Annotated in this window: 15 protein-coding genes; 9 read left to right on the plus strand and 6 right to left on the minus strand. The window is 62.3% G+C overall.

Going from position 1 to position 18638, the window contains the following annotated elements:
- Window positions 1–4: 4 nt before the first annotated feature.
- The 5 genes from BM70_RS0103075 to BM70_RS0103095 all read right to left on the minus strand — a co-directional run bounded on the left by BM70_RS0103075 (window position 5) and on the right by BM70_RS0103095 (window position 7578).
- The gene (locus BM70_RS0103075) at window positions 5–1627 is read right to left on the minus strand and encodes an ABC transporter ATP-binding protein (RefSeq protein ID WP_025854642.1); all 1623 of its coding nucleotides are present in this window, start codon (window positions 1625–1627) and stop codon (window positions 5–7) included.
- Complete coding sequence (locus tag BM70_RS0103080) at window positions 1624–2523, minus strand: ABC transporter permease (RefSeq protein ID WP_025854643.1); 900 nt, start codon at window positions 2521–2523, stop codon at window positions 1624–1626. Before BM70_RS0103080 ends, BM70_RS0103075 begins: the two co-directional genes overlap by 4 nt.
- Window positions 2524–2526: 3 nt before the next feature.
- Window positions 2527–3477, minus strand: coding sequence for an ABC transporter permease (locus tag BM70_RS0103085; RefSeq protein WP_025854644.1), 951 nt, complete (start codon window positions 3475–3477; stop codon window positions 2527–2529).
- Complete coding sequence (locus BM70_RS0103090) at window positions 3474–5084, minus strand: ABC transporter substrate-binding protein (protein ID WP_043274153.1); 1611 nt, start codon at window positions 5082–5084, stop codon at window positions 3474–3476. Before BM70_RS0103090 ends, BM70_RS0103085 begins: the two co-directional genes overlap by 4 nt.
- A 61-nt stretch (window positions 5085–5145) precedes the next feature.
- The gene (locus BM70_RS0103095; protein WP_025854646.1) at window positions 5146–7578 is read right to left on the minus strand and encodes a TonB-dependent siderophore receptor; all 2433 of its coding nucleotides are present in this window, start codon (window positions 7576–7578) and stop codon (window positions 5146–5148) included.
- Window positions 7579–7971: 393 nt separating this feature from the next.
- Here BM70_RS0103095 and BM70_RS0103100 point away from each other — a divergent pair, with 393 nt between their 5' ends.
- The 7 genes from BM70_RS0103100 (at window position 7972) to BM70_RS0103130 (ending at window position 15372) form a co-directional block, all read left to right on the plus strand.
- A complete protein-coding gene (locus BM70_RS0103100) occupies window positions 7972–8919 on the plus strand; it encodes an AraC family transcriptional regulator (RefSeq protein WP_025854647.1) in 948 nt (315 codons plus the stop codon).
- 107 nt (window positions 8920–9026) lie between these two features.
- Window positions 9027–10400 carry a Rieske 2Fe-2S domain-containing protein gene (locus BM70_RS0103105; protein WP_025854648.1) on the plus strand — a complete coding sequence of 458 codons (1374 nt, stop codon included), beginning with the start codon at window positions 9027–9029 and terminating at the stop codon, window positions 10398–10400.
- On the plus strand, window positions 10400–10888 hold the full coding sequence (gene benB / locus BM70_RS0103110; protein WP_025854649.1) for a benzoate 1,2-dioxygenase small subunit: 489 nt from the start codon (window positions 10400–10402) through the stop codon (window positions 10886–10888). Before BM70_RS0103105 ends, benB begins: the two co-directional genes overlap by 1 nt.
- A gap of 10 nt (window positions 10889–10898) precedes the next feature.
- A complete protein-coding gene (benC, locus tag BM70_RS0103115; RefSeq protein ID WP_025854650.1) occupies window positions 10899–11921 on the plus strand; it encodes a benzoate 1,2-dioxygenase electron transfer component BenC in 1023 nt (340 codons plus the stop codon).
- Window positions 11922–11931: 10 nt separating this feature from the next.
- On the plus strand, window positions 11932–12693 hold the full coding sequence (locus BM70_RS0103120) for a 1,6-dihydroxycyclohexa-2,4-diene-1-carboxylate dehydrogenase (RefSeq protein WP_025854651.1): 762 nt from the start codon (window positions 11932–11934) through the stop codon (window positions 12691–12693).
- Window positions 12694–12747: 54 nt separating this feature from the next.
- Complete coding sequence (locus BM70_RS0103125) at window positions 12748–14082, plus strand: MFS transporter (protein WP_025854652.1); 1335 nt, start codon at window positions 12748–12750, stop codon at window positions 14080–14082.
- A gap of 42 nt (window positions 14083–14124) precedes the next feature.
- Entirely contained in the window at window positions 14125–15372 is a 1248-nt protein-coding gene (locus BM70_RS0103130; RefSeq protein WP_025854653.1) for an OprD family porin, read from the plus strand.
- Here the strand turns inward: BM70_RS0103130 and BM70_RS0103135 are convergent.
- Window positions 15369–15593 carry a DUF2790 domain-containing protein gene (locus tag BM70_RS0103135; RefSeq protein ID WP_025854654.1) on the minus strand — a complete coding sequence of 75 codons (225 nt, stop codon included), beginning with the start codon at window positions 15591–15593 and terminating at the stop codon, window positions 15369–15371. The two genes, BM70_RS0103130 and BM70_RS0103135, sit on opposite strands and share 4 nt — an antisense overlap.
- Window positions 15594–15703: 110 nt before the next feature.
- Between BM70_RS0103135 and BM70_RS0103140 the strand changes: the two genes are divergently transcribed.
- Together BM70_RS0103140 and BM70_RS0103145 are read left to right on the plus strand one after the other, a co-directional pair.
- Window positions 15704–16603 (plus strand): LysR family transcriptional regulator, encoded by a 900-nt coding sequence (locus BM70_RS0103140; RefSeq protein WP_025854655.1) that lies wholly within the window; start codon window positions 15704–15706, stop codon window positions 16601–16603.
- Window positions 16604–17001: 398 nt separating this feature from the next.
- The gene (locus BM70_RS0103145; protein WP_025854656.1) at window positions 17002–18522 is read left to right on the plus strand and encodes an SEC-C metal-binding domain-containing protein; all 1521 of its coding nucleotides are present in this window, start codon (window positions 17002–17004) and stop codon (window positions 18520–18522) included.
- Window positions 18523–18638 lie beyond the last annotated feature (116 nt).

Here is an 18638-nt window from a genome sequence, read left to right on the forward strand (position 1 = left end):
CAGGTCACGCCGCCGTCGCCGTGACCTGCCGACCAGGAATGGCTGCAATCAATTCCCGCGTGTAGTCACTCGCCGGCTGATTGAAGATCCGCTCCACCGAACCCTGTTCAATCACCCGGCCATTGCGCAGCACCAGCACTTCATGGGCGAAGTTGGCCACCACCGACAGGTCGTGGGACACCAGTACATAGGCGATGCCCATCTCCCGTTGCAGCTCTTCCAGCAGATCAAGCATGTGCGCCTGCACCGACACATCGAGGGCGCTGACCGGTTCGTCCAGCAGCAACAGATCAGGTTTCAACGCCAGGGCCCTGGCGATGGCGACGCGCTGGCACTGGCCGCCGGACAGTTCGCGCGGCAGGCGATCGAGGTAGCTGACCGGCAGGTGTACCCGAGCGATCAGCTCCCGCGCCGCCTGTTCCAGCGCCGGGCCCTTGAGCAAGCCGAACGACACCAGCGGTTCGACAATGCTGTCGAATACCGTGAAGCGCGGGTCGAGGGCGGCAAACGGGTTTTGCTGCACCAGTTGCAGGCGCTGGCGCAGCGGGCGGAATTCGCGCCAGCTCAGGTCGGTGACGTCCTGTTGCTCGAACCAGACTCGGCCCCGTGTGGGTTTTTCCAGGCCGAGTGCAATGCGCAGCGCAGTGCTCTTGCCCGAGCCGGACTCGCCCACGATCGCCAGGGTCTGGCCGGGATACACCTGCAGGTTGAGGTCTTCAAGGGCCACGAACGTCGAGTCCTCCCCCTTGACCTTGGGCAGCACGAACGTCTTGCCCACATTGTGCAGGCTCAGTAGAGGTTGTTGCGCCGGGTCAATGCGCACCAACGGCTCGCGACGCTTGGCGAACGCCGGGGCGGCGGCAATCAGCGCGCGGGTGTAGTCATGTTGTGGCGCGCCGAGGATCTGGCGTGGCGGCCCTTGTTCGACGAGTTCGCCTTGCTGCATCACCAGGATCCGGTCGGCACGGTCGGCGGCCACGCCCAGGTCATGGGTGATGATCAACAGCGAAATGCCACGCTCACTGACCAGGCGTTGCAGGTGGTCGAGGATCTTGCGCTGCACCGTTACGTCGAGGGCGCTGGTGGGTTCGTCGGCGATGATCAAGCGCGGGTTGCCGGCCAGGGCAATGGCGATCAGCACGCGCTGGCGCATGCCGCCGGAGAGTTCATGGGGATACTGGCGGGCGCGCAGCACCGGTTTGTCGATGCCCACCTGTTGCAGCAACTCGACAATGTCCGCATCGACAGCGGGGTAGCGTTTGCCCCTGGCCAGGATCAGCGCCTCGGCGATTTGCTGGCCGATGCGCAGGGTCGGGTTGAGGCTGACCATCGGGTCCTGGGGCACCAGGCCCACTGTGCGGCCGCGCAGGGTGCGTTGCTGGCGCTCGTTGGCGTGGGTCAGGTCGTTGCCGTCCACCCACAGTTGCCCGGCGCTGATTTGCGCGTTGTCCGGCAGCAGGCCAAGGATGGCATTGGCCAGGGTCGACTTGCCCGAGCCGGACTCGCCGACAATCGCCACCGTCTCGCCCTGGGCGATGGCGAACGACAGCGCGCGCACCGCCTGGTTGACGTGCCCGCCGGAACGGTAGGTGACGCTGAGTTGGCGAATATCCACTAACGCGTTCATCGCTGGATCTCCTCGAAGGTGCGGGCGATATGGTTGAGGCTGAACACCACGGCGACCAAAAACAGGCCGGGCAGCAGCGACACCCACGGCGCGGTGATCAGAAAGTGCCGGCCGTTGGCGATCAAGGTGCCCCATTCCGCTGCCGGTGGCGCGGCGCCAAACCCCAGGAAACTCAGGCCGGCGGTTGCCAGGATAGCCGCGCCAAAGTCCAGGGTCGCCAGCACCGCCACTGGCCCCCAGGCATTGGGCAGGATGTGCCGCAGCAACGTGCGCCCCCAACTTGCACCGCCCAGGCGCGCAGCCTCGACGTAGGGCAGGGTCTTGACCCGCAGCACTTCGGCGCGGGTGGTGCGGGCAAAACCTGGAATGATGCCGATGCCCACCGCTATCGCGACAGGTACGGTGCCGAAGCCGATCGCGGTGACGATGGCCAAGGCCAGCAGCAGGCCGGGCAGGGCCAGCAGCACATCGACGAAGCGCATGATTACCGCGTCGATGCGGCCACCGGCAAAGCCCGAGAGGACGCCCAGGCCCAGCCCACCCAGCAGGGCGATACCCACTGCGAGAAACGCCGCCAGCACCGAGAGACTGGAGCCGAACACCACGCGGGTGTAGAGGTCGCGGCCCAGTTCATCGGTGCCGAACCAGTGGCTCAGGTTGGGTGCACGCAGCTTGTCGATGGGCGACGTGGCGTACGGATCGAAGCTGCTCAACAGGTGCGGGGCGACGGCCGCCACCAGCGCAAACACCACGACCAGCAGTGCCAGGCTGAACCCCGGCCTGCGCAGCAGCGGCAACACCACCGCTGCCGCGCGTTGCAGACGGCTGCGGCGGCGCCACAGTGCAGGGCTTGCCGGGCGGGCGTTGCGCCCCAGGTTCTGCTCAAGGATGGTCATGGTCTAGGACACCTTTGGCGTGTGGGAAATGCGCGGGTCGAGCCACGGGTAAAGCAGGTCGACCAGCAGGTTCACCAGTACAAATGCCGCCGCTGATACAGCGACGATTGCCAGTACCACCGGAATGTCCTGGCGCAGCACCGCTTCCTGGGCCAGGCGACCAATGCCGGAGCGGGCAAAGATGGTCTCCACCAATACCGCGCCAGACACCGTATTGCCGACCTGCAAGCCGATCAGGGTGAGGATCGGCAGCGCGGCATTCTTGAAGCCATGACGCGCCTGCACCTGGCCGCGGCTGAGGCCCTTGGCGTAGGCAGTGGTGATATAGGACTCTTTCCACACGCCCTGGAAACTGCGTTGCAGCACCTGGGCGTACACCGCCGCGCTGGGAATCGCCAGGGTGATGGCCGGCAGCACCAGGCTTTCAACGCCCCGGCTGCCGGTGGCGGGGAACCACCCAAGGCCGAAGGCAAATACCTGGATCAGCAGCAGGCCCATCCAGAACACCGGCACCGAGAACCCCAGCGACGGCAGCCGCGCCAGTGCCTGCTTCAGCGGTCGCCAGCGGATATAGGCGGTCAGGTAGGCCAGACCGATGCCGCCCAGCAGCGACAGCACGATGGCCAGGCCCGCCAGGGACAAGGTCTGCGGCAGGCGTTCGGCAAGCAGCTCGGCCACCGGGCGATTGAGCGAGAGTGACTGGCCGAAGTCACCGCGCAGCGCGCCCAGCAGCAGGTCGACATATTGCTCGAACAGGCCCTTGTCCAGGCCGTAGTAAGCCCGCGCCTTGGCCAGGTCTTCCACCGACAGCGAATCGGCCTCCATGCCCGATGCGCTGAGCATGATCGACAAGGTGTCACCCGGCAGCAGATACAGAATGAAGTACGTGATGCTGTAGGCACCCCACAGCACCAGCAGCGCCTGGCCAACGCGGCCGATCAGGTAGCGGCTCATGGCGTGCCGACCTCGATATCACCCAGCAGCGCAAAGCCCTCGGCGGTCCAGCGGAAGTTCTTCACCTTGGGCGACGTCGCCGCCTGCCACACGCGCTCATACACCGGGAATGCCGAGCTTTCATCGATCAGCAAGTCTTGCAGGTCACCATAGGCCGCCGCCCGCTGTTGGCCTTGGGTCGCGGTGATGCCGGCATCGAACAAGCCCTTGGCTTTCTCCAGCACCGCCGGTTCATAGGTATTGGTGGCCACCGTGGAGCTGTTGGCGCTGCGCGGATCGAGGATGGTTTGCAGGATGATCGGGTCGGCGCGGGTCATGTAGCTGATTGTCAGGTCGTAGTTGCCCGCGGAGTTGTTGGCGACCCATTCGGCGCGGGTGACCACGCTGAGCTTCAACTCGATGCCGACCTTGCGCAGTTGGTCCTGGATCAGCACGTCGCCGGCGGTTTCGGCCGGGGTGATGTTGTAGCTCAGTGTCAGGCGCTTGCCGTTTTTCTGCCGATAGCCGTCGGCGCCGTTGGCCCAGCCGGCTTGGTCCAGCAGTTGCTCGGCACCGGCCGGATCATAGGCGAGTTTGTTGCCCTGGCTTTTGAAGTACGGCGTGGTCACGTCGAAGATGCCGTCCACCACCGGGAACTCGGCGTTGTAGACGGTGCTGGCGTAGCTCTTGCGGTCGAGGGCCTTTTGCACTGCCTGACGTACTTGCTGGTCAGCCAGGATGCGCCCGCCACGGGTGTTGGGGTACAGGTTGAGCGCAGGCCCCGGCAGCGAGCGGCTCTGGATGGTCGCGCCCTTGGACTGGAACAGTTTCAGATCGACTTCCGAGAACGGGTTGCGTGGCCACAGGATGTCGGCCTTGCCTTGCAGGAACAGGCCGTTGCGCACGCTTTCTTCGGGGATGTAGCTGACGTCCACCGCGTCCAGATGCGCTTCACCCTGGTTTTTCATATTGGCCGAGGCCCAGGCGTAGCCCTTGCGCTTGGTCAGGTGGGCGCCGACTTCCGGCGTGTAACTGGCCAGCACGAAAGGCCCGGTGCCGATGATTTTGCCCAGGGAGCGCTCTTTCACGGTCAGTGCGTAGGAGGCGGGCGCCAGGATCGCCAGGTTGGTCGTCGACGTGGCTTGCAGGAAGCCGGCGTTAGGCTTGGACAGCACCAGCTTGACGGTGAAGTCGTCCACCACCTCGGCGTGGTCGAAGCCCGCCAGGTAGGTAGCGCCGAAGGTCGCCGGCAGCTCAGTGGCCAGGGCCTTGTCGCTGTCGAACGCGGTTTTCACCGCCTTGGCATCGAAGCGCTCGCCGTTGCTGAAGGTGACGTTATCGCGCAGGTGGAAGGTGTAGGTCAGCGCGTCGTCACTCACTTCCCAGCTTTTGGCCAGCCAGGGAATGATCTTGCCGGTCTCCGGGTCCTGGTCGGTCAGGGATTCGGCGACGTTGCGCAGCAGTACCCGGTGTTCCAGCCAATAGACCTGGAACGGGTCGACGCTGACCAGCGTGGTGTTGTCGCCGAAGAACGCGATGTTCAGGGTCTTGCCGGCCTGGGTGTCATTCCCGGGCGAGCAAGCGGCGAGGCTGAGCGCCAAGACGCAAGGGGCCAGCAGACGGCTCATCAAGTTGGAGGTATTCAATGGGTTGCCCTCATGTGGCGTTCGGGTGCATGCAAGGTGTGAATCAGAAGTCGTAGGCCAGCTTGGTGTACCAATAGCCGCCGCCTGGGTAGAACGGCGGGTTGCCGTAGGCCGCGAGGCCGAGGTTGCTGTACACCGCATGTTTGTCGGGGCGTACGTCGAAGATGTTGGTGCCGCCGATGCTGACGGTGACGCTGTCGACGAAGGTGTAACTGACGTCCAGGTCGGTGATCCATTTGGCGCCGAAGCTACGGTCGCCCGTGGGGTTGACGGCCAGGGTCTTCACCGCGCCGTAACGGGCGGTCTGCAGGTTGACGGCCAGGTCCTGGACCTTCCAGTTGGCGCCCAGGATCCATTTGGTCTTGGGGGATGCGTCGGTCAGGTCGCCTTCGCGGTCGCGGCCCACCAGGGTCACGCCCGAACCTGCCAGCGCACCCGGTGTGTCGCGGGTGCCTTCGATGGTGGTCTTGTTCCAGTTGAACCCCAGGCTCCAGCGCACATCGCCCCAGGCGTCCAGCGGCGTGGTGTGGTCGGCCACCACATCCAGGCCCTTGGTGCGCGTGTCGAAGGCGTTGGTGTAGTAGTTGACCCAGGTGCCGGTGGGCACGCCTTGCGCGGCGAGGATCGCGTTGATCGCGCCATTGCCACGGTCGTAGATATTGCTGGTCAGGGCGATGCGGTCGTCGATGTCGATCAGGTAGGCATCGGCGGTGATGCTGGTGCGTGGCGCCGGTTGCCAGGTCAGGCCCAGCCCGAGGTTGCGGGACTTCTCCGGCTTGAGGTCATCGCCGCCGAGGGCCTTGGCCAGGTTGCTGCCCGAGGGGGTCAGGCGAGTGACCGCCGGCACCACGTTGCCGTTCACATCGGTCGCCACCCGGTTGTCGGCCACGGTGTAGCCGATCTGGGTCAGGGAGGGCGCCCGGAAGCCGGTGCCCACGGTGCCGCGCACGGCCACGGTGTCGGTCAGTTCGTAGCGCGAATTCACCTTCAGGCCGAAGGTATTGCCCGAGTCATCGTCGTAATGCTCGACCCGGCCGGCCACGTCGAGAAACCAACGGTCGGTCAGGTCGAAGCCCAGGTCCAGGTAACCCGCGTAGTTGTTGCGGATCAGGCTCACTTCATCTTCCGGGCGAATCGTCACGGCGGCCTGCGCGCCGGAGGCGGCGGGGTAGGTGCCCGTGATATAGGCCTCAGGGTCGCCCGCGAATGTACTGAAATGCTCCCAGCGATGTTCCAGGCCGGCCGATACCTGCACGGGCGGCGTCAGGTTGAACAGGCTGTCGTAGCGGCGGGTGAAGTCCAGGTTGTTGACCCATTGCTCGAAGCGGAAGGTCGCCAGGTTGTCGAATTTGGTCGGCGATGCCGTGCCCAGCGACGGGTTGATATTCAGGTCGCTGGAGTGGTGCACGTTGTTGCGCCCGTAGGTGGTGCTCAAGTCCCAGTTCCACTCGGCCACCTGGCCTTTGCCGCCGAACAGGAACTGGTAGTCGCGGTCCTTGATGTTGTTGAGCGGGAAGTAACCGTCGGGGAACACTTCGGGTACCGCCGCCGTGCCGGTGGGCAGGCGGAAGTAGTTGGCGGCCTCGGCATTCCGTTCGCCGTAGGTAGAGAACGAGTACAGCGTCAGGTCTTCCAGTGGCAGTTCGGCGTTGTAGGCCAGGTTGAAGGCCTTGAGGTCGGGGTCGCCGTTCTTGATCGCCACCCGGTCCCAGGCCGCTTGCCTGGCCGGATCGGCGAAGGCGCGCACGGTGCTGTCGGCCTTGTCGTTCCACGACGCGCTGCCGCGTTTGCGCGCATCGGCCGAGAAGTGAAAGAAGCCGCCTTGCCCCAGTTCGAAGCCCTGGTCACCCGCGACCTTGATGGTCTCCCCCTGGCCGGAATACAGCTGGCCGTAGCTGGTTTCCAGGTGGCCGCCACTTTGGGTGTTCTTGAGGATGATGTTGATCACACCCGCCACCGCGTCGGAACCGTACTGTGCGGCAGCGCTGTCTTTGAGCACCTCGATATGGTCCACCGCACTCACCGGGATCAGGTCGATATCCACCGCATTCGCACCGCTGTTGTCGATGGACCCGCGCTGGCCCGTGGCACCGTTGTGCCGGCGTTTGCCGTTGACCAGCACCAACGTATAGGCCGGCCCAAGGCTGCGGTTGCTCAGCGGGCGCGTCACCGAGTTGTAGCCGGCGATGTTGGTGCCGAAATTGAACGACGGCAGCAGCTTGGCGATTGCCTCGGACAACTCGGCGCGACCGGTCTTGAGCAACTGGTCACTGTTGATCACATCGATCGGTGCCGGGCTGTCGGCCACGGTGCGCTGTTGGCCACGCAGGCCGGTGGAGATCACGGTAACGGTGTCGAGCTTGGCATCCTCGGCGGCGGCCTCGGCAAAGGAGGGCGCGGCGGCCAATAGCAGCGAACTGGTCAGCAGGAACAGGTGAAATTTCTTGATAGGGGTGGGGAATGCGATGTCTGGCATGTAGGCAACCTGGAGGCTAGGGGGTAGGTCCTCCGCCAGGCATGGGGTCGGTCTGTGAAATGAAGATATCTCTATAAAAAATCGCGGGGAAAGTCTTTTTTGGAATAAGCTAATTATTAGATATTGTTATTTTGAGATTTTATAAGATCAGCTGTTTTTATTATGTGGGTTGGTTTTTCGGTGGATGGCGGGCGCTCGCCGTCTGACGGGTATCGAGGCGGATACGTATCAAGACGTTTCGCTGCTCAACGCGCCGATGCGCGGCCTTGCGCGTATCATCGAGCGGCATTGAAGCACCATACCTCCAGGGTATCCCTTCAGACCTTATCCATATTGGACGGTCGCAACACCAGGCGTCAGCCTGAGGCCAATAACTATAAAAGAGGCGCAACCATGACCGTGCTATTGAGTGAGCGCAGCCAGATTTTCCAGCGTGCCGATGCTTATGCCGTGTCGGACTACGTCAACCAGCATGTCGGCAGCCATTGCATCCGCCTGCCGCCCAAGGGTCGGCCGCAGGCGAGCATCAGCCACCGTACGTTTTCCAGCCTGGACCTGTGCCGCATCAGTTATGGCGCGCCTGTGCGGGTCACGTCGGTGGCGCTGGAAACCATCTATCACCTGCAGATCCTGCTGACCGGGCATTGCCGCTCCAACTCCCGTGGCGTGGAGCATGTGTTCGGGCCGGGGGAAATCCTGCTGATCAACCCCGACGACCCGGTGGACCTGACCTATTCCGCCGACTGCGAAAAATTCATCATCAAACTGCCCGTGCGCCTGCTGGAAAACGCCTGCCTGGAGCAGCAGTGGGCGCTGCCGCAGCCGGGTATCCGCTTTGCGACCGCCCGCCATGCGCTCAGCGAAATGGGCGGGTTCGCGCAGTTGCTGGGGCTGATCTGCCATGAGGCGGAAAACGCCGCCGAGCCGCACATGCAGGGCCTCTACGAGCGCATCGTGGCGAACAAACTGTTGGCGTTGCTGGGCAGCAATGTGCTGCGCGTGGTGCCGCAATCGGCCCAGGGTGGCGGCTTCGAGACGGTGCGTGAGTTCGTCGAGCAGCACCTCACCGATGACATCAGCATCGAACAACTGATGGCGGTGGCCAAGGTCAGCGAGCGTTCGTTGTACAGCCTGTTCGAACGCCAGGTAGGCCTGTCACCCCGTGACTATGTGCGGCGGCGCAAGCTAGAGCGGGTGCACGCACGCCTGCAGTTGAGCAGCACGCGCAGCGTCACCGAGGTGGCGCTGGACCATGGCTTCATGCACTTGGGACGCTTCTCCGAGGCCTATCGCCAGCGCTTTGGCGAGTTGCCTTCGCAGACCTGGAAACGCCATCGATAAGCGGCGTGCGCCCGGCGGATAGCGATTTGCAGAAAAGGGATATTGGTCGGTGGGACAGACACGTACGGTGAGGGCGCCTGATACAAGAACAACGGAGGGCCTGCCCCATGACCAGTACACTCGACCGACTCGCCCGGCAACTGCGCGAGTCCGTTCAGGAAGATCCCGCCACCGGGGTGTTTCGCTGCCGCCGCGACATCTTCACCGACCCCGAACTGTTTGCCCTGGAGATGAAGCACATCTTCGAAGGCGGTTGGCTCTACCTGGCGCATGAAAGCCAGGTACCGGAGATCAACGATTACTTCACCACCTGGATCGGCCGCCAACCCGTGGTCATCACCCGCGACAAACACGGCAGCCTGCATGGCCTGGTCAATGCCTGCGCCCATCGCGGCGCCATGTTGTGCCGGCGCAAGCAAGGCAACAAGGGCTCGTTCACTTGCCCCTTCCACGGCTGGACCTTCAGCAATGCCGGCAAGCTGCTCAAAGTCAAAGACGCCAAGACCGGCGCTTACCCGGACAGCTTCGATTGTGACGGTTCCCATGACCTCAAGCGCCTGGCCCGTTTTGAAAACTACCGGGGTTTCCTGTTCGGCAGCCTCAGCGACAACGTGCCCGAACTGAGCGATTACCTCGGCGAAACCCGCGTGATCATCGACCAGATGGTCGACCAGGCGCCCTTGGGGCTGGAAGTGCTGCGCGGCAGTTCGGCCTACGTCTACGACGGCAACTGGAAGCTGCAGATCGAGAACGGTGCCGACGGTTATCACGTGAGTTCCGTGCACTGGAACTACTCGGCGACCATGGGCCGACGCAACTACGAAGCCGAAGGCACACGCACCGTAGACGCCAACGGCTGGTCGAAAAGCCTGGGCGGCGTCTACGCCTTCGATCACGGGCATATCCTGCTGTGGACGCGCCTGCTCAACCCGCAAGTGCGCCCGGTGCATGCCCACCGCGAGGCGCTGGCCGAACGCCTGGGCCAGGCACGTGCCGACTTTATCGTCGACCAGACCCGCAACCTGTGCCTGTACCCGAATGTGTACCTGATGGATCAGTTTTCCACCCAGATCCGTGTGGTGCGGCCCATCGCGGTCGACAAGACCGAAGTGACGATCTACTGCATGGCCCCCATCGGCGAAAGCGCCCAGGAGCGCGCGACGCGTATCCGTCAGTACGAAGACTTCTTCAACGTCAGCGGCATGGGCACCCCGGACGACCTGGAGGAGTTCCGTGCCTGCCAGACCGGCTACCAGGGCGCGAGTACCTTGTGGAACGACCTCAGCCGTGGCGCCAAGCAATGGATAGAAGGCGCGGATGAAAACGCCAAGGCCATGGGCATGCGCCCGCAGCTCAGCGGGGTCAAGACCGAAGACGAGGGCTTGTTCGTGCGCCAGCACGCGCACTGGGCCGAGAGCCTGCAGCGTGCAATCGAACGTGAGCAGCAAGGCCTGATCGCCAGCGACCGGGAGGTGCTGTGATGAGCCAGTCCCGTGACCGCCTGCTGGATTTTCTCTACCGCGAAGCGCGCCTGCTGGACGACCGTCAGTGGGATGAATGGCTGGCGTGCTATTCACCCAAAGTCGAGTACTGGATGCCCGCCTGGGACGACCACGACACCCTCACCGAAGACCCGCAACGCGAGATTTCATTGATCTACTACCCGAGTCGCGACGGCCTCGAAGACCGCGTCTTCCGGATCAAGACCGAGCGCTCCAGCGCCAGCACGCCCGAGCCGCGCACCGTGCACATGATCAGCAACCTCGAGGTGCTCGCCGACGATGGCGCGCAAGTAGAGCTGCGGTTCAACTGGCACACCCTCAGCCATCGCTACAAGACCACGGACAGCTATTTCGGCACCTCGTTCTACCGCCTCGATACACGCGCCGAACAGCCACTGATCACGCGCAAGAAGGTGGTGCTGAAAAACGACTACATCCACCAGGTCATCGACATCTACCACATCTGAGGACACTGCCATGACGTACGCCATTGCCCTGAACTTCGAAGATGGGGTCACGCGTTTCATCGACTGCAAGGAGGGCGAAAAGGTGCTCGACGCCGCCTTCCGCCAACGTATCAACCTGCCCATGGATTGCTCGGACGGCGTGTGCGGCACGTGCAAATGCCACTGCGAAACCGGCGCCTATGACCTGGGAGACGACTACATCGAAGACGCCTTGAGCGCCGATGAAGCGCAGGAACGCCAGGTGCTGACCTGCCAGATGGTGCCGCAGTCCGATTGCGTGATCGCCGTTCCGGTGCCGTCCAGCGCGTGCAAGACCGGCACCACGCACTTCACCGCGACGCTGACCTCCATCATCCGCCACGCCGATGCAGCGCTGGAGGTGAGTTTCGAGCTGGATCAGGCGCCGGTGTTCCTGCCTGGTCAGTACGTGAACATCGGCGTGCCCGACAGTGGGCAGACGCGTTCGTATTCGTTCAGCAGCGGCCCCGGTGAGCGCAGCGCGAGTTTCCTGATCAAGCACGTGCCAGGCGGACTGATGAGCGGCTGGCTGCAACGCGCCCAGCCGGGTGACAGCGTACCGATGACCGGGCCATTGGGCAGTTTTTACCTGCGTGACGTGGTACGGCCGCTGCTGTTATTGGCCGGTGGCACCGGGCTGGCGCCGTTCCTGTCGATGCTTGAAGTGCTCGCACAGCGTCAGGAAGCCCGGCCGATCACGCTGATCTACGGCGTTACACGCGATCAGGACCTGGTGATGGTCGAGGCACTGCAGGCGTTCAGCGCGCGGTTGCCCGGTTTCCACGTTGTGACCTGCGTGGCCGACCCACAGACCGTGCATCCCCGCCAGGGCTATGTCACCCAGCACATGGCCAGCGAGGTGCTCAACGACGGTGATGTCGACGTGTACCTGTGCGGCCCGCCGCCGATGGTCGATGCAGTGCGCCAGCACTTCAAGACGCAAGGCGTGAGCCCGGCCAGTTTCCATTACGAGAAGTTCACCCCCAACGCCATCGCCAGCTGCGATGCCGCCTGAGGACCTGCCCATGACTCAACGTTTCAATAACAAGGTCGCGCTGGTCACCGGCGCCGCCCAGGGCATCGGCCGTCGCGTCGCCGAGCGCTTGCTGGAGGAGGGCGCCTGGCTGGTGGCGGTGGACCGCTCCGAGCTTGTGCATGAATTGCAGCATGCGCGCGCACTGCTGCTGACCGCCGACCTCGAACAGCACGCCGAGTGCGCGCGAGTGATGGCTGCCGCCCAGGCGCGGTTCGGGCGCATCGACATTCTGGTCAACAACGTCGGCGGGACCATTTGGGCCAAGCCGTTCGAGCACTACGCCGACGTCGAGATCGAAGCCGAAGTGCGCCGTTCGCTGTTCCCGACGCTGTGGTGCTGCCATTGCGTGCTGCCGTACATGCTGGCGCAGGGCAGCGGCGCCATCGTCAATGTGTCGTCCGTCGCCACCCGAGGGGTCAACCGCGTGCCGTATGGCGCGGCCAAGGGCGGCGTGAATGCGCTGACCGCCTGCCTGGCGCTGGAAACCGCCGGCAGCGGCATCCGCGTCAACGCCACCGCGCCCGGTGGCACGGAGGCACCGCCACGGCGTATCCCGCGCAACAGCCAGCCGCAGAGCGAGCAGGAGCGCGTGTGGTACCAGCAGATTGTCGACCAGACCCTCGACAGTAGCCCGATGAAGCGTTACGGCAGCATCGATGAACAGGCCGGCGCGATCCTGTTCCTGGCGTCCGACGAAGCTTCCTACATCACCGGCGTGACCTTGCCGGTAGGCGGTGGCGACCTCGGCTGAAGCGCGTTCTACCAGCAGACACTGACTCACAACAACAATAAAGAGAGCACTGCCATGCGTACCCATGATGTCCATTCGATTATTGATAATGCCCCGTTCAACCGCTTCCACTGGCTGATCGTGAGCCTGTGCGCGGTGCTGTTGATCTTTGACGGCTATGACTTGTTCATCTACGGCGTGGTCCTGCCGTCGATCATGCGCGAGTGGGGCCTCACGCCCCTGCAGGCTGGCGCCCTGGGCAGCTACGCGCTGTTCGGCATGATGTTCGGTGCACTGATCTTCGGCACCCTGGCGGACCGTTTCGGCCGCAAGAAAGGCATCGTGTTCTGCTTCGCGCTGTTCAGCGTCGCCACGGTCATCAACGGCTTTGCCAGCAGCCCTACCGAGTTCGGCATCTGCCGGTTCATCGCCGGGCTCGGCTGTGGCGGGCTGATGCCCAACGCCGCTGCGCTGATCAATGAATATGCGCCGAAAAAAGTCCGCAGCACCCTGATGGCGTTCATGTTCAGCGGCTATTCCCTCGGCGGCATGCTGGCGGCCAGCGTGGGGATTTTCATGCTGCCGCACTTTGGCTGGTCGTCGATGTTCTTTGTCGCGGTCATCCCGCTGTTGCTGTTGCCGCTGATTGTGTACTGGCTGCCGGAATCCATTGGTTTCCTGATCCGCCAGGGCCGCACGGAACAGGCCCGCGCTCTGCTCGCTCGCCTGTCGCCGGGCACCCAGATCAACGCCGAGGATGAGTTGGTCATCATCGACATCAAGGGCAAGGGCGCTTCGGTGGTGGAGTTGTTCCGCCATGGCCTGGCGGTGCGCACGGCGATGATCTGGACGGCGTTTTTCTGCTGCCTGCTGATGGTCTACGCGTTGAGCTCGTGGCTGCCCAAGCTGATGGCCGGCGCCGGTTATAGCCTGGGGTCGAGCCTGTCGTTCCTGGTGGCCCTGAACCTCGGCGGCATGGCCGGCGCGCTGTTCGGTGGTCGTCTGGGCGATCGGTTGAACCTGGTGACCGTGACCATCGGTTTCTTCATTGCCGGGGTGATCTCGATCAGCCTGCTGGGCATCAACAGTCCGATGCCGGTGTTGTACCTGCTGATCTTTGTCGCGGGCGCGACCACTATCGGCACGCAAATCCTGCTGTATGCGGGGGCGGCGCAATTGTATGGCCTGTCGATCCGCGCTACCGGCCTGGGCTGGGCGTCCGGCATCGGCCGCAATGGCGCCATCGTCGGGCCGCTGCTGGGCGGTGCGCTGATGGCGATCGAACTGCCGCTGCAACTGAACTTCATGGCCTTTGCCATTCCCGGTGCCATCGCGGCGCTGGCGATGACGGTGTTCGCGCTGAACGAGCGACGCAACCGCGTGGCCTTCCCGACCGCCCAGGCGCTGTGACCTGCACAAACGTCGATAACAACAATAACCAAGAGCAACGACATGCACACACAACGTATCTGGCTCGCCTTGTTGGGCGCGCCCCTTGCGGCGATGGCTGACGAGGGTGGTTTCTTCAAGGACTCCACGGCCACCTTGCAGGCCCGCAACTATTATTTCAGTCGCGACTTCTCCGACATCGTCGGAGCCAACCAGCAATCCAGAGCGGAGGAATGGGGCCAGGGCTTCATCCTTACCTACAAGTCCGGCTACACCCCAGGCCCCGTGGGTTTTGGCCTGGATGCACTGGGCACCTTGGGCCTCAAGCTCGACAGCAGCCCCGACCGCGTCAACACCGGCTTGCTGCCGGTGAAGGACGACGGGCGCGCCGCCGACGAATACAGCCGCCTGGGCCTGACTTTCAAGGCGCGCCTGTCGAAGACAGAACTGAAGGTCGGCGAACTGCAGCCCAACCTGCCGGTGCTGGCCTTCAGCGACATTCGCCTGCTGCCGCCGAGCTACCAGGGGCTGAGCCTCAGCGCCAGCGAGATCAGCGGACTCACGCTGCAGGCCGGGCACTTGACCAGCACCCGCCTGCGCAACGAGGCGGGGGACGAAAAGATGATCGCCATGCTCGGCCATATGCCGCAACGCGGGGCCGAGAGTGATGCCTTCAACTACCTTGGCGGCGACTATGCCTTCAACAGTAACCGCACCAGCGTCAGCCTCTGGCACGGCCAGTTGAAGGACATCTACGCCCAGGACTTTGTCGGCTTCAAGCACAGCCAGCCGGTTGGGTCTTGGGTGCTGGGCGCCAACCTGGGCTACTACGATGCGCGGCAGGACGGCGACCAATTGCTCGGCAAGATCGACAACCAGGCGTTTTTCTCGCTGCTGTCGGCCAAGCGCGGCGGTCATACCTTCTATGTCGGTTATCAGGCGATGTACGGCGACAGCGCCTTCCCGCGCGTGTTTGCCAACATCACTCCGCTGGGCAACGAGGTGCCCACCTACGAGTTTGCCTACACCGACGAGCGTTCGTGGCAAGTGCGCTACGACTACGATTTCGTCGCGTTGGGCCTGACAGGGCTGACCACCACCGTGCGCTACATCAGCGGCGACAACGTGAACACCGGCGCCGGCTACGAGGGCAAGGACCGCGAGCGTGACCTCGACATCGGCTACGCGGTGCAAAGCGGCGTGCTGAGCGGCCTGGGGATTCGGGTTCGCAACGTAATGGCGCGCTCCAACTATCGCAGCGACATCGACGAGAACCGACTGATCCTCAGCTACACCTGGAAGCTGCTTTAAACCCCGCCCTGGCAGGTGCCCATCACCGTGTACTCAACGGTGTGGCTTGTGCCTTGGCTGTCAAGGTACACCAGGGTCGCGGGCTCCACCTGGCAACTGCCGGGCACCGCGGAGATGGAAACGATGTGCTGGATATCCAGCGCGGGGCTGTCATTGCTGCCGGCGGCGAAAGCCCCGGTGGCGGTGAACAGCAGGATAAGGCTGAGAAATCGAATATTCATGCTGGGGTCCTCTGTCAGTAGGCTCCAGTGTAGTGGCTGCGGCGCCGCGTTAAAGACAGGAACCGGTAAATGACCCGTACGCATTACGTAGCAATCAAGGTCCGAGGCTGATGGACCTGTTCAACGGCATGCGGGTATTTGCCCAAGTGGTCGACAGCGGCAGTTTTGCCGCGGCGGCAGCGGTGTTGAACCTGTCCGGTGCGCAAGTCTCACGACTGATCGCCGACCTCGAACACCACCTGCAGACGCGCCTGCTGCAGCGCACCACCCGGCGCCTGAGCCTCACCGAATCAGGCGAACGCTTCCTGCTGCGCTGCCGTGGCATCCTCGACGACGTCAGGGACGCCAGCGCCGAAGCCAGCGGCGCCCACCTCAACCCCCGCGGACACCTGCGCGTGCACTGCATGAGCGGCCTGGGCGTACTCATCACCCCCTTGATCGCACGCTACAGCGAACTGCACCCCGACGTATCCCTGGAGCTGACGCTCTCCCAACACACCCCCGACCCCCTCGAAGAAGGGCATGACGTCGTCATCTCCATCGCCCACGCACTCCCGGATTCCGCCCTGGTCAGCCAGACCATCGGCCACCTGTTCAGCGTGCCCTGCGCAGCCCCCGGCTACCTGGCCAAACACGGCGTACCGGAACATCCCCGCCAACTGCTGGAGCATCGACGCCTGCACCTGCAGGACTTTCAGGAGGATGAATGGCTGTTCCAGGACGAGGCGGGCGCCATCAGCATTCCACCCGGCACCACCTTCAGGACCAACGTCGCTGATGCGATGGTCAGGGCGACGCAAGAGGGGATGGGGGTTAGCCTGCTGCCGTTTTTCAGCGCGTACCCGGCGCTGCAGGATGGCTCGCTGGTAAGGTTGCTGCCGGAGTATCGGCTGCGTGAGCGGACGATTTTCGCGGTATACCCGTCGCGGCGGTTTTTGGATGCGAAGGTGCGTACTTGGGTGGGTTTTTTGCAGGAGAGGTTGGCGGGGGTGTTGGGTGGGGATGGTTAGGCGGGAAGGGCAACGCTGATTGTTTGCTATCGGCCGATTGTGTTGAAAAAGTCGACTTCGAATTCCACGGCAGAAAAGTACGCGCCTGAGATTGAAATCTGAATTTTGGGCAGAACGTTCAGGCCTTGGATTTCACGTAGCAACGTGTAAAACAGGTGTTTTCACCCATCAGTATTCGAGCGTTTTGTGCAAGCCGACTTTTTCAACAGAATCGGCCAAAAGCGGACCGTCATCCAGAATCGGGGATTGGTTTTAAACAAAACGGCTGGTTGGTTGAGTAGACCACTTCACACTGTGTGATCATTGACGCGACACGGGGTATTTTCAACGTCGCTTTCATGTACCTTTCTGGATACGCGACACTATCGGTAAATCCCGCCTGCATTTAAGGCCGTACGATGAACGATATTGAGTTTGCGCACAGAGTCAGCCCTCAGTTGGGTAACCTGTACGAACAGGCAAAGAACCTAGGTGCTTCGACGCCGGGTTATGCAGTTACTTTCTTGAGAAGCTTCGCCGAAGCGTTCTGCGAAACGCTAGTTCCGACTATGGATCGGGATCTGAATCTTGATCGCAAGATCGCGTGCCTGCGAGATAGGCGTTTGGTAGACCACAGGGTGCTGAACCCGCTACGCATCCTACAAAAAAATGGGAATGTTGCGGCTCACCCGAAGGCGTTTAGCTATACGCCCCACGACTCAACTGAAATGCTTAACCAGGCGCTGCCCGCCGCCCTCGGATTGCTTGAGTATCTGCATTCCCTGAACCCTGTGCTCGGAGAGTGCCCTGAATACACGGTCACACCATTCACACAGCACAACCTTCGCGAATTGAGCTACATCGCTATTTTTGAGGAAGACGCTGAGGCGCGCTACACGCTCGGAGTCCACTTCAAAGAAAAAGCTAATGCCCTAAAAGCCTCGGAGGTAATGTTCAGAGCTGATGACGGTTACGGCCTTGAATCCCGAAAGTCTATTGATCAAGCCAATATTTGGTTCAAGCTCGCCGCAGAAAGTTCGCATGTCGAAGCAATGTATGAATACGGCGTCTACCATGCGCGCCTCCAAGGTGATGAATTTCAAGAACAACGCCAAAAAGGTGAACACTGGGTTTGGCGGGCAAGTGATAAAGGCTATGCTAGTGCGTTAGCTTTTATCGGCGACTGTCACTTTTGGGGATCGGCTCGATACGAGCAAGATTTCGAGTACGCAAGAGAGCTGTATCAACAGGCTGCCGTCCAGTCTCACCCAGGAGCACTTGCTCAATTGGGAGAAATGCATGAACGGGGGATCGGCGGCCCGAGAGACCTCAATGCTTCATTCGAATGCTCTTTACAGTCTGCCGAGGCTGGATTTCCGCAGGCACAATTTCACTTGTACACGCTGCATCACCAAGGTCACGCTTTCGCCGATGACCGCCTGAAAGCTATCGCCTGGCTAATCGAAGCAGCGGAACAAAAGTATCCAGAAGCGATGCTTGAGCTCGGCAGACTTATCAGTCAGAAGCTCATTCCGGGCCGGAGCGAAATTGATGCTCAAACTCTTTATGAACAATGCCTCAATAGCGAAAAAACTCGAATAAAAGCCCGGTATGCGCTGGCTCATAGCTTGGTAAAGCAACTGGACAATCTAGACGCATTGCAATCAGCGCTGACGCACATTACTAACTGCCAGGATGAAATCACTGTTACGTCACAACATAAGGATCTGCTTCCTGCGTGCCGAAGGCTTGCCGCATATATCTGGGAGAAGATACCGAAAGCTATGGCTAGCGCTTACCCTCACCTTACGTTTCAAATAAGTGTCCCGCCCCCCATCGCAGACGAACCGCACCAACGGGTCTACGTTGGCTCGCCGGTAGGCCGGAACGAACAATGTCCCTGCGGCTCAGAGAAAAAGTACAAGCACTGCTGCCGTTGACGGCAAAATGGGCTAATGACCTGTATCTCCCAAGTCTCGTGAACGCCCTAAAGCTTCAATTGAGGTTGACCAAGCTACTGAAGGCCATCCGCTCTTGGCCGATTACTGCCCCTCAC

Origin of the sequence: Pseudomonas sp. CHM02 (genome assembly GCF_000612585.1) — a bacterium.
GTDB lineage: Bacteria > Pseudomonadota > Gammaproteobacteria > Pseudomonadales > Pseudomonadaceae > Aquipseudomonas.

Coding starts and splice junctions, on each gene's coding strand:
- BM70_RS0103075 (WP_025854642.1), bottom strand. CDS start 1,627: ATGAACGCGTTAGTGGATATTCGCCAACTCAGCGTCACCTACCGTTCC.
- BM70_RS0103080 (WP_025854643.1), bottom strand. CDS start 2,523: ATGACCATCCTTGAGCAGAACCTGGGGCGCAACGCCCGCCCGGCAAGC.
- BM70_RS0103085 (WP_025854644.1), bottom strand. CDS start 3,477: ATGAGCCGCTACCTGATCGGCCGCGTTGGCCAGGCGCTGCTGGTGCTG.
- BM70_RS0103090 (WP_043274153.1), bottom strand. CDS start 5,084: ATGAGCCGTCTGCTGGCCCCTTGCGTCTTGGCGCTCAGCCTCGCCGCT.
- BM70_RS0103095 (WP_025854646.1), bottom strand. CDS start 7,578: ATGCCAGACATCGCATTCCCCACCCCTATCAAGAAATTTCACCTGTTC.
- BM70_RS0103100 (WP_025854647.1), top strand. CDS start 7,972: ATGACCGTGCTATTGAGTGAGCGCAGCCAGATTTTCCAGCGTGCCGAT.
- BM70_RS0103105 (WP_025854648.1), top strand. CDS start 9,027: ATGACCAGTACACTCGACCGACTCGCCCGGCAACTGCGCGAGTCCGTT.
- benB (WP_025854649.1), top strand. CDS start 10,400: ATGAGCCAGTCCCGTGACCGCCTGCTGGATTTTCTCTACCGCGAAGCG.
- benC (WP_025854650.1), top strand. CDS start 10,899: ATGACGTACGCCATTGCCCTGAACTTCGAAGATGGGGTCACGCGTTTC.
- BM70_RS0103120 (WP_025854651.1), top strand. CDS start 11,932: ATGACTCAACGTTTCAATAACAAGGTCGCGCTGGTCACCGGCGCCGCC.
- BM70_RS0103125 (WP_025854652.1), top strand. CDS start 12,748: ATGCGTACCCATGATGTCCATTCGATTATTGATAATGCCCCGTTCAAC.
- BM70_RS0103130 (WP_025854653.1), top strand. CDS start 14,125: ATGCACACACAACGTATCTGGCTCGCCTTGTTGGGCGCGCCCCTTGCG.
- BM70_RS0103135 (WP_025854654.1), bottom strand. CDS start 15,593: ATGAATATTCGATTTCTCAGCCTTATCCTGCTGTTCACCGCCACCGGG.
- BM70_RS0103140 (WP_025854655.1), top strand. CDS start 15,704: ATGGACCTGTTCAACGGCATGCGGGTATTTGCCCAAGTGGTCGACAGC.
- BM70_RS0103145 (WP_025854656.1), top strand. CDS start 17,002: ATGAACGATATTGAGTTTGCGCACAGAGTCAGCCCTCAGTTGGGTAAC.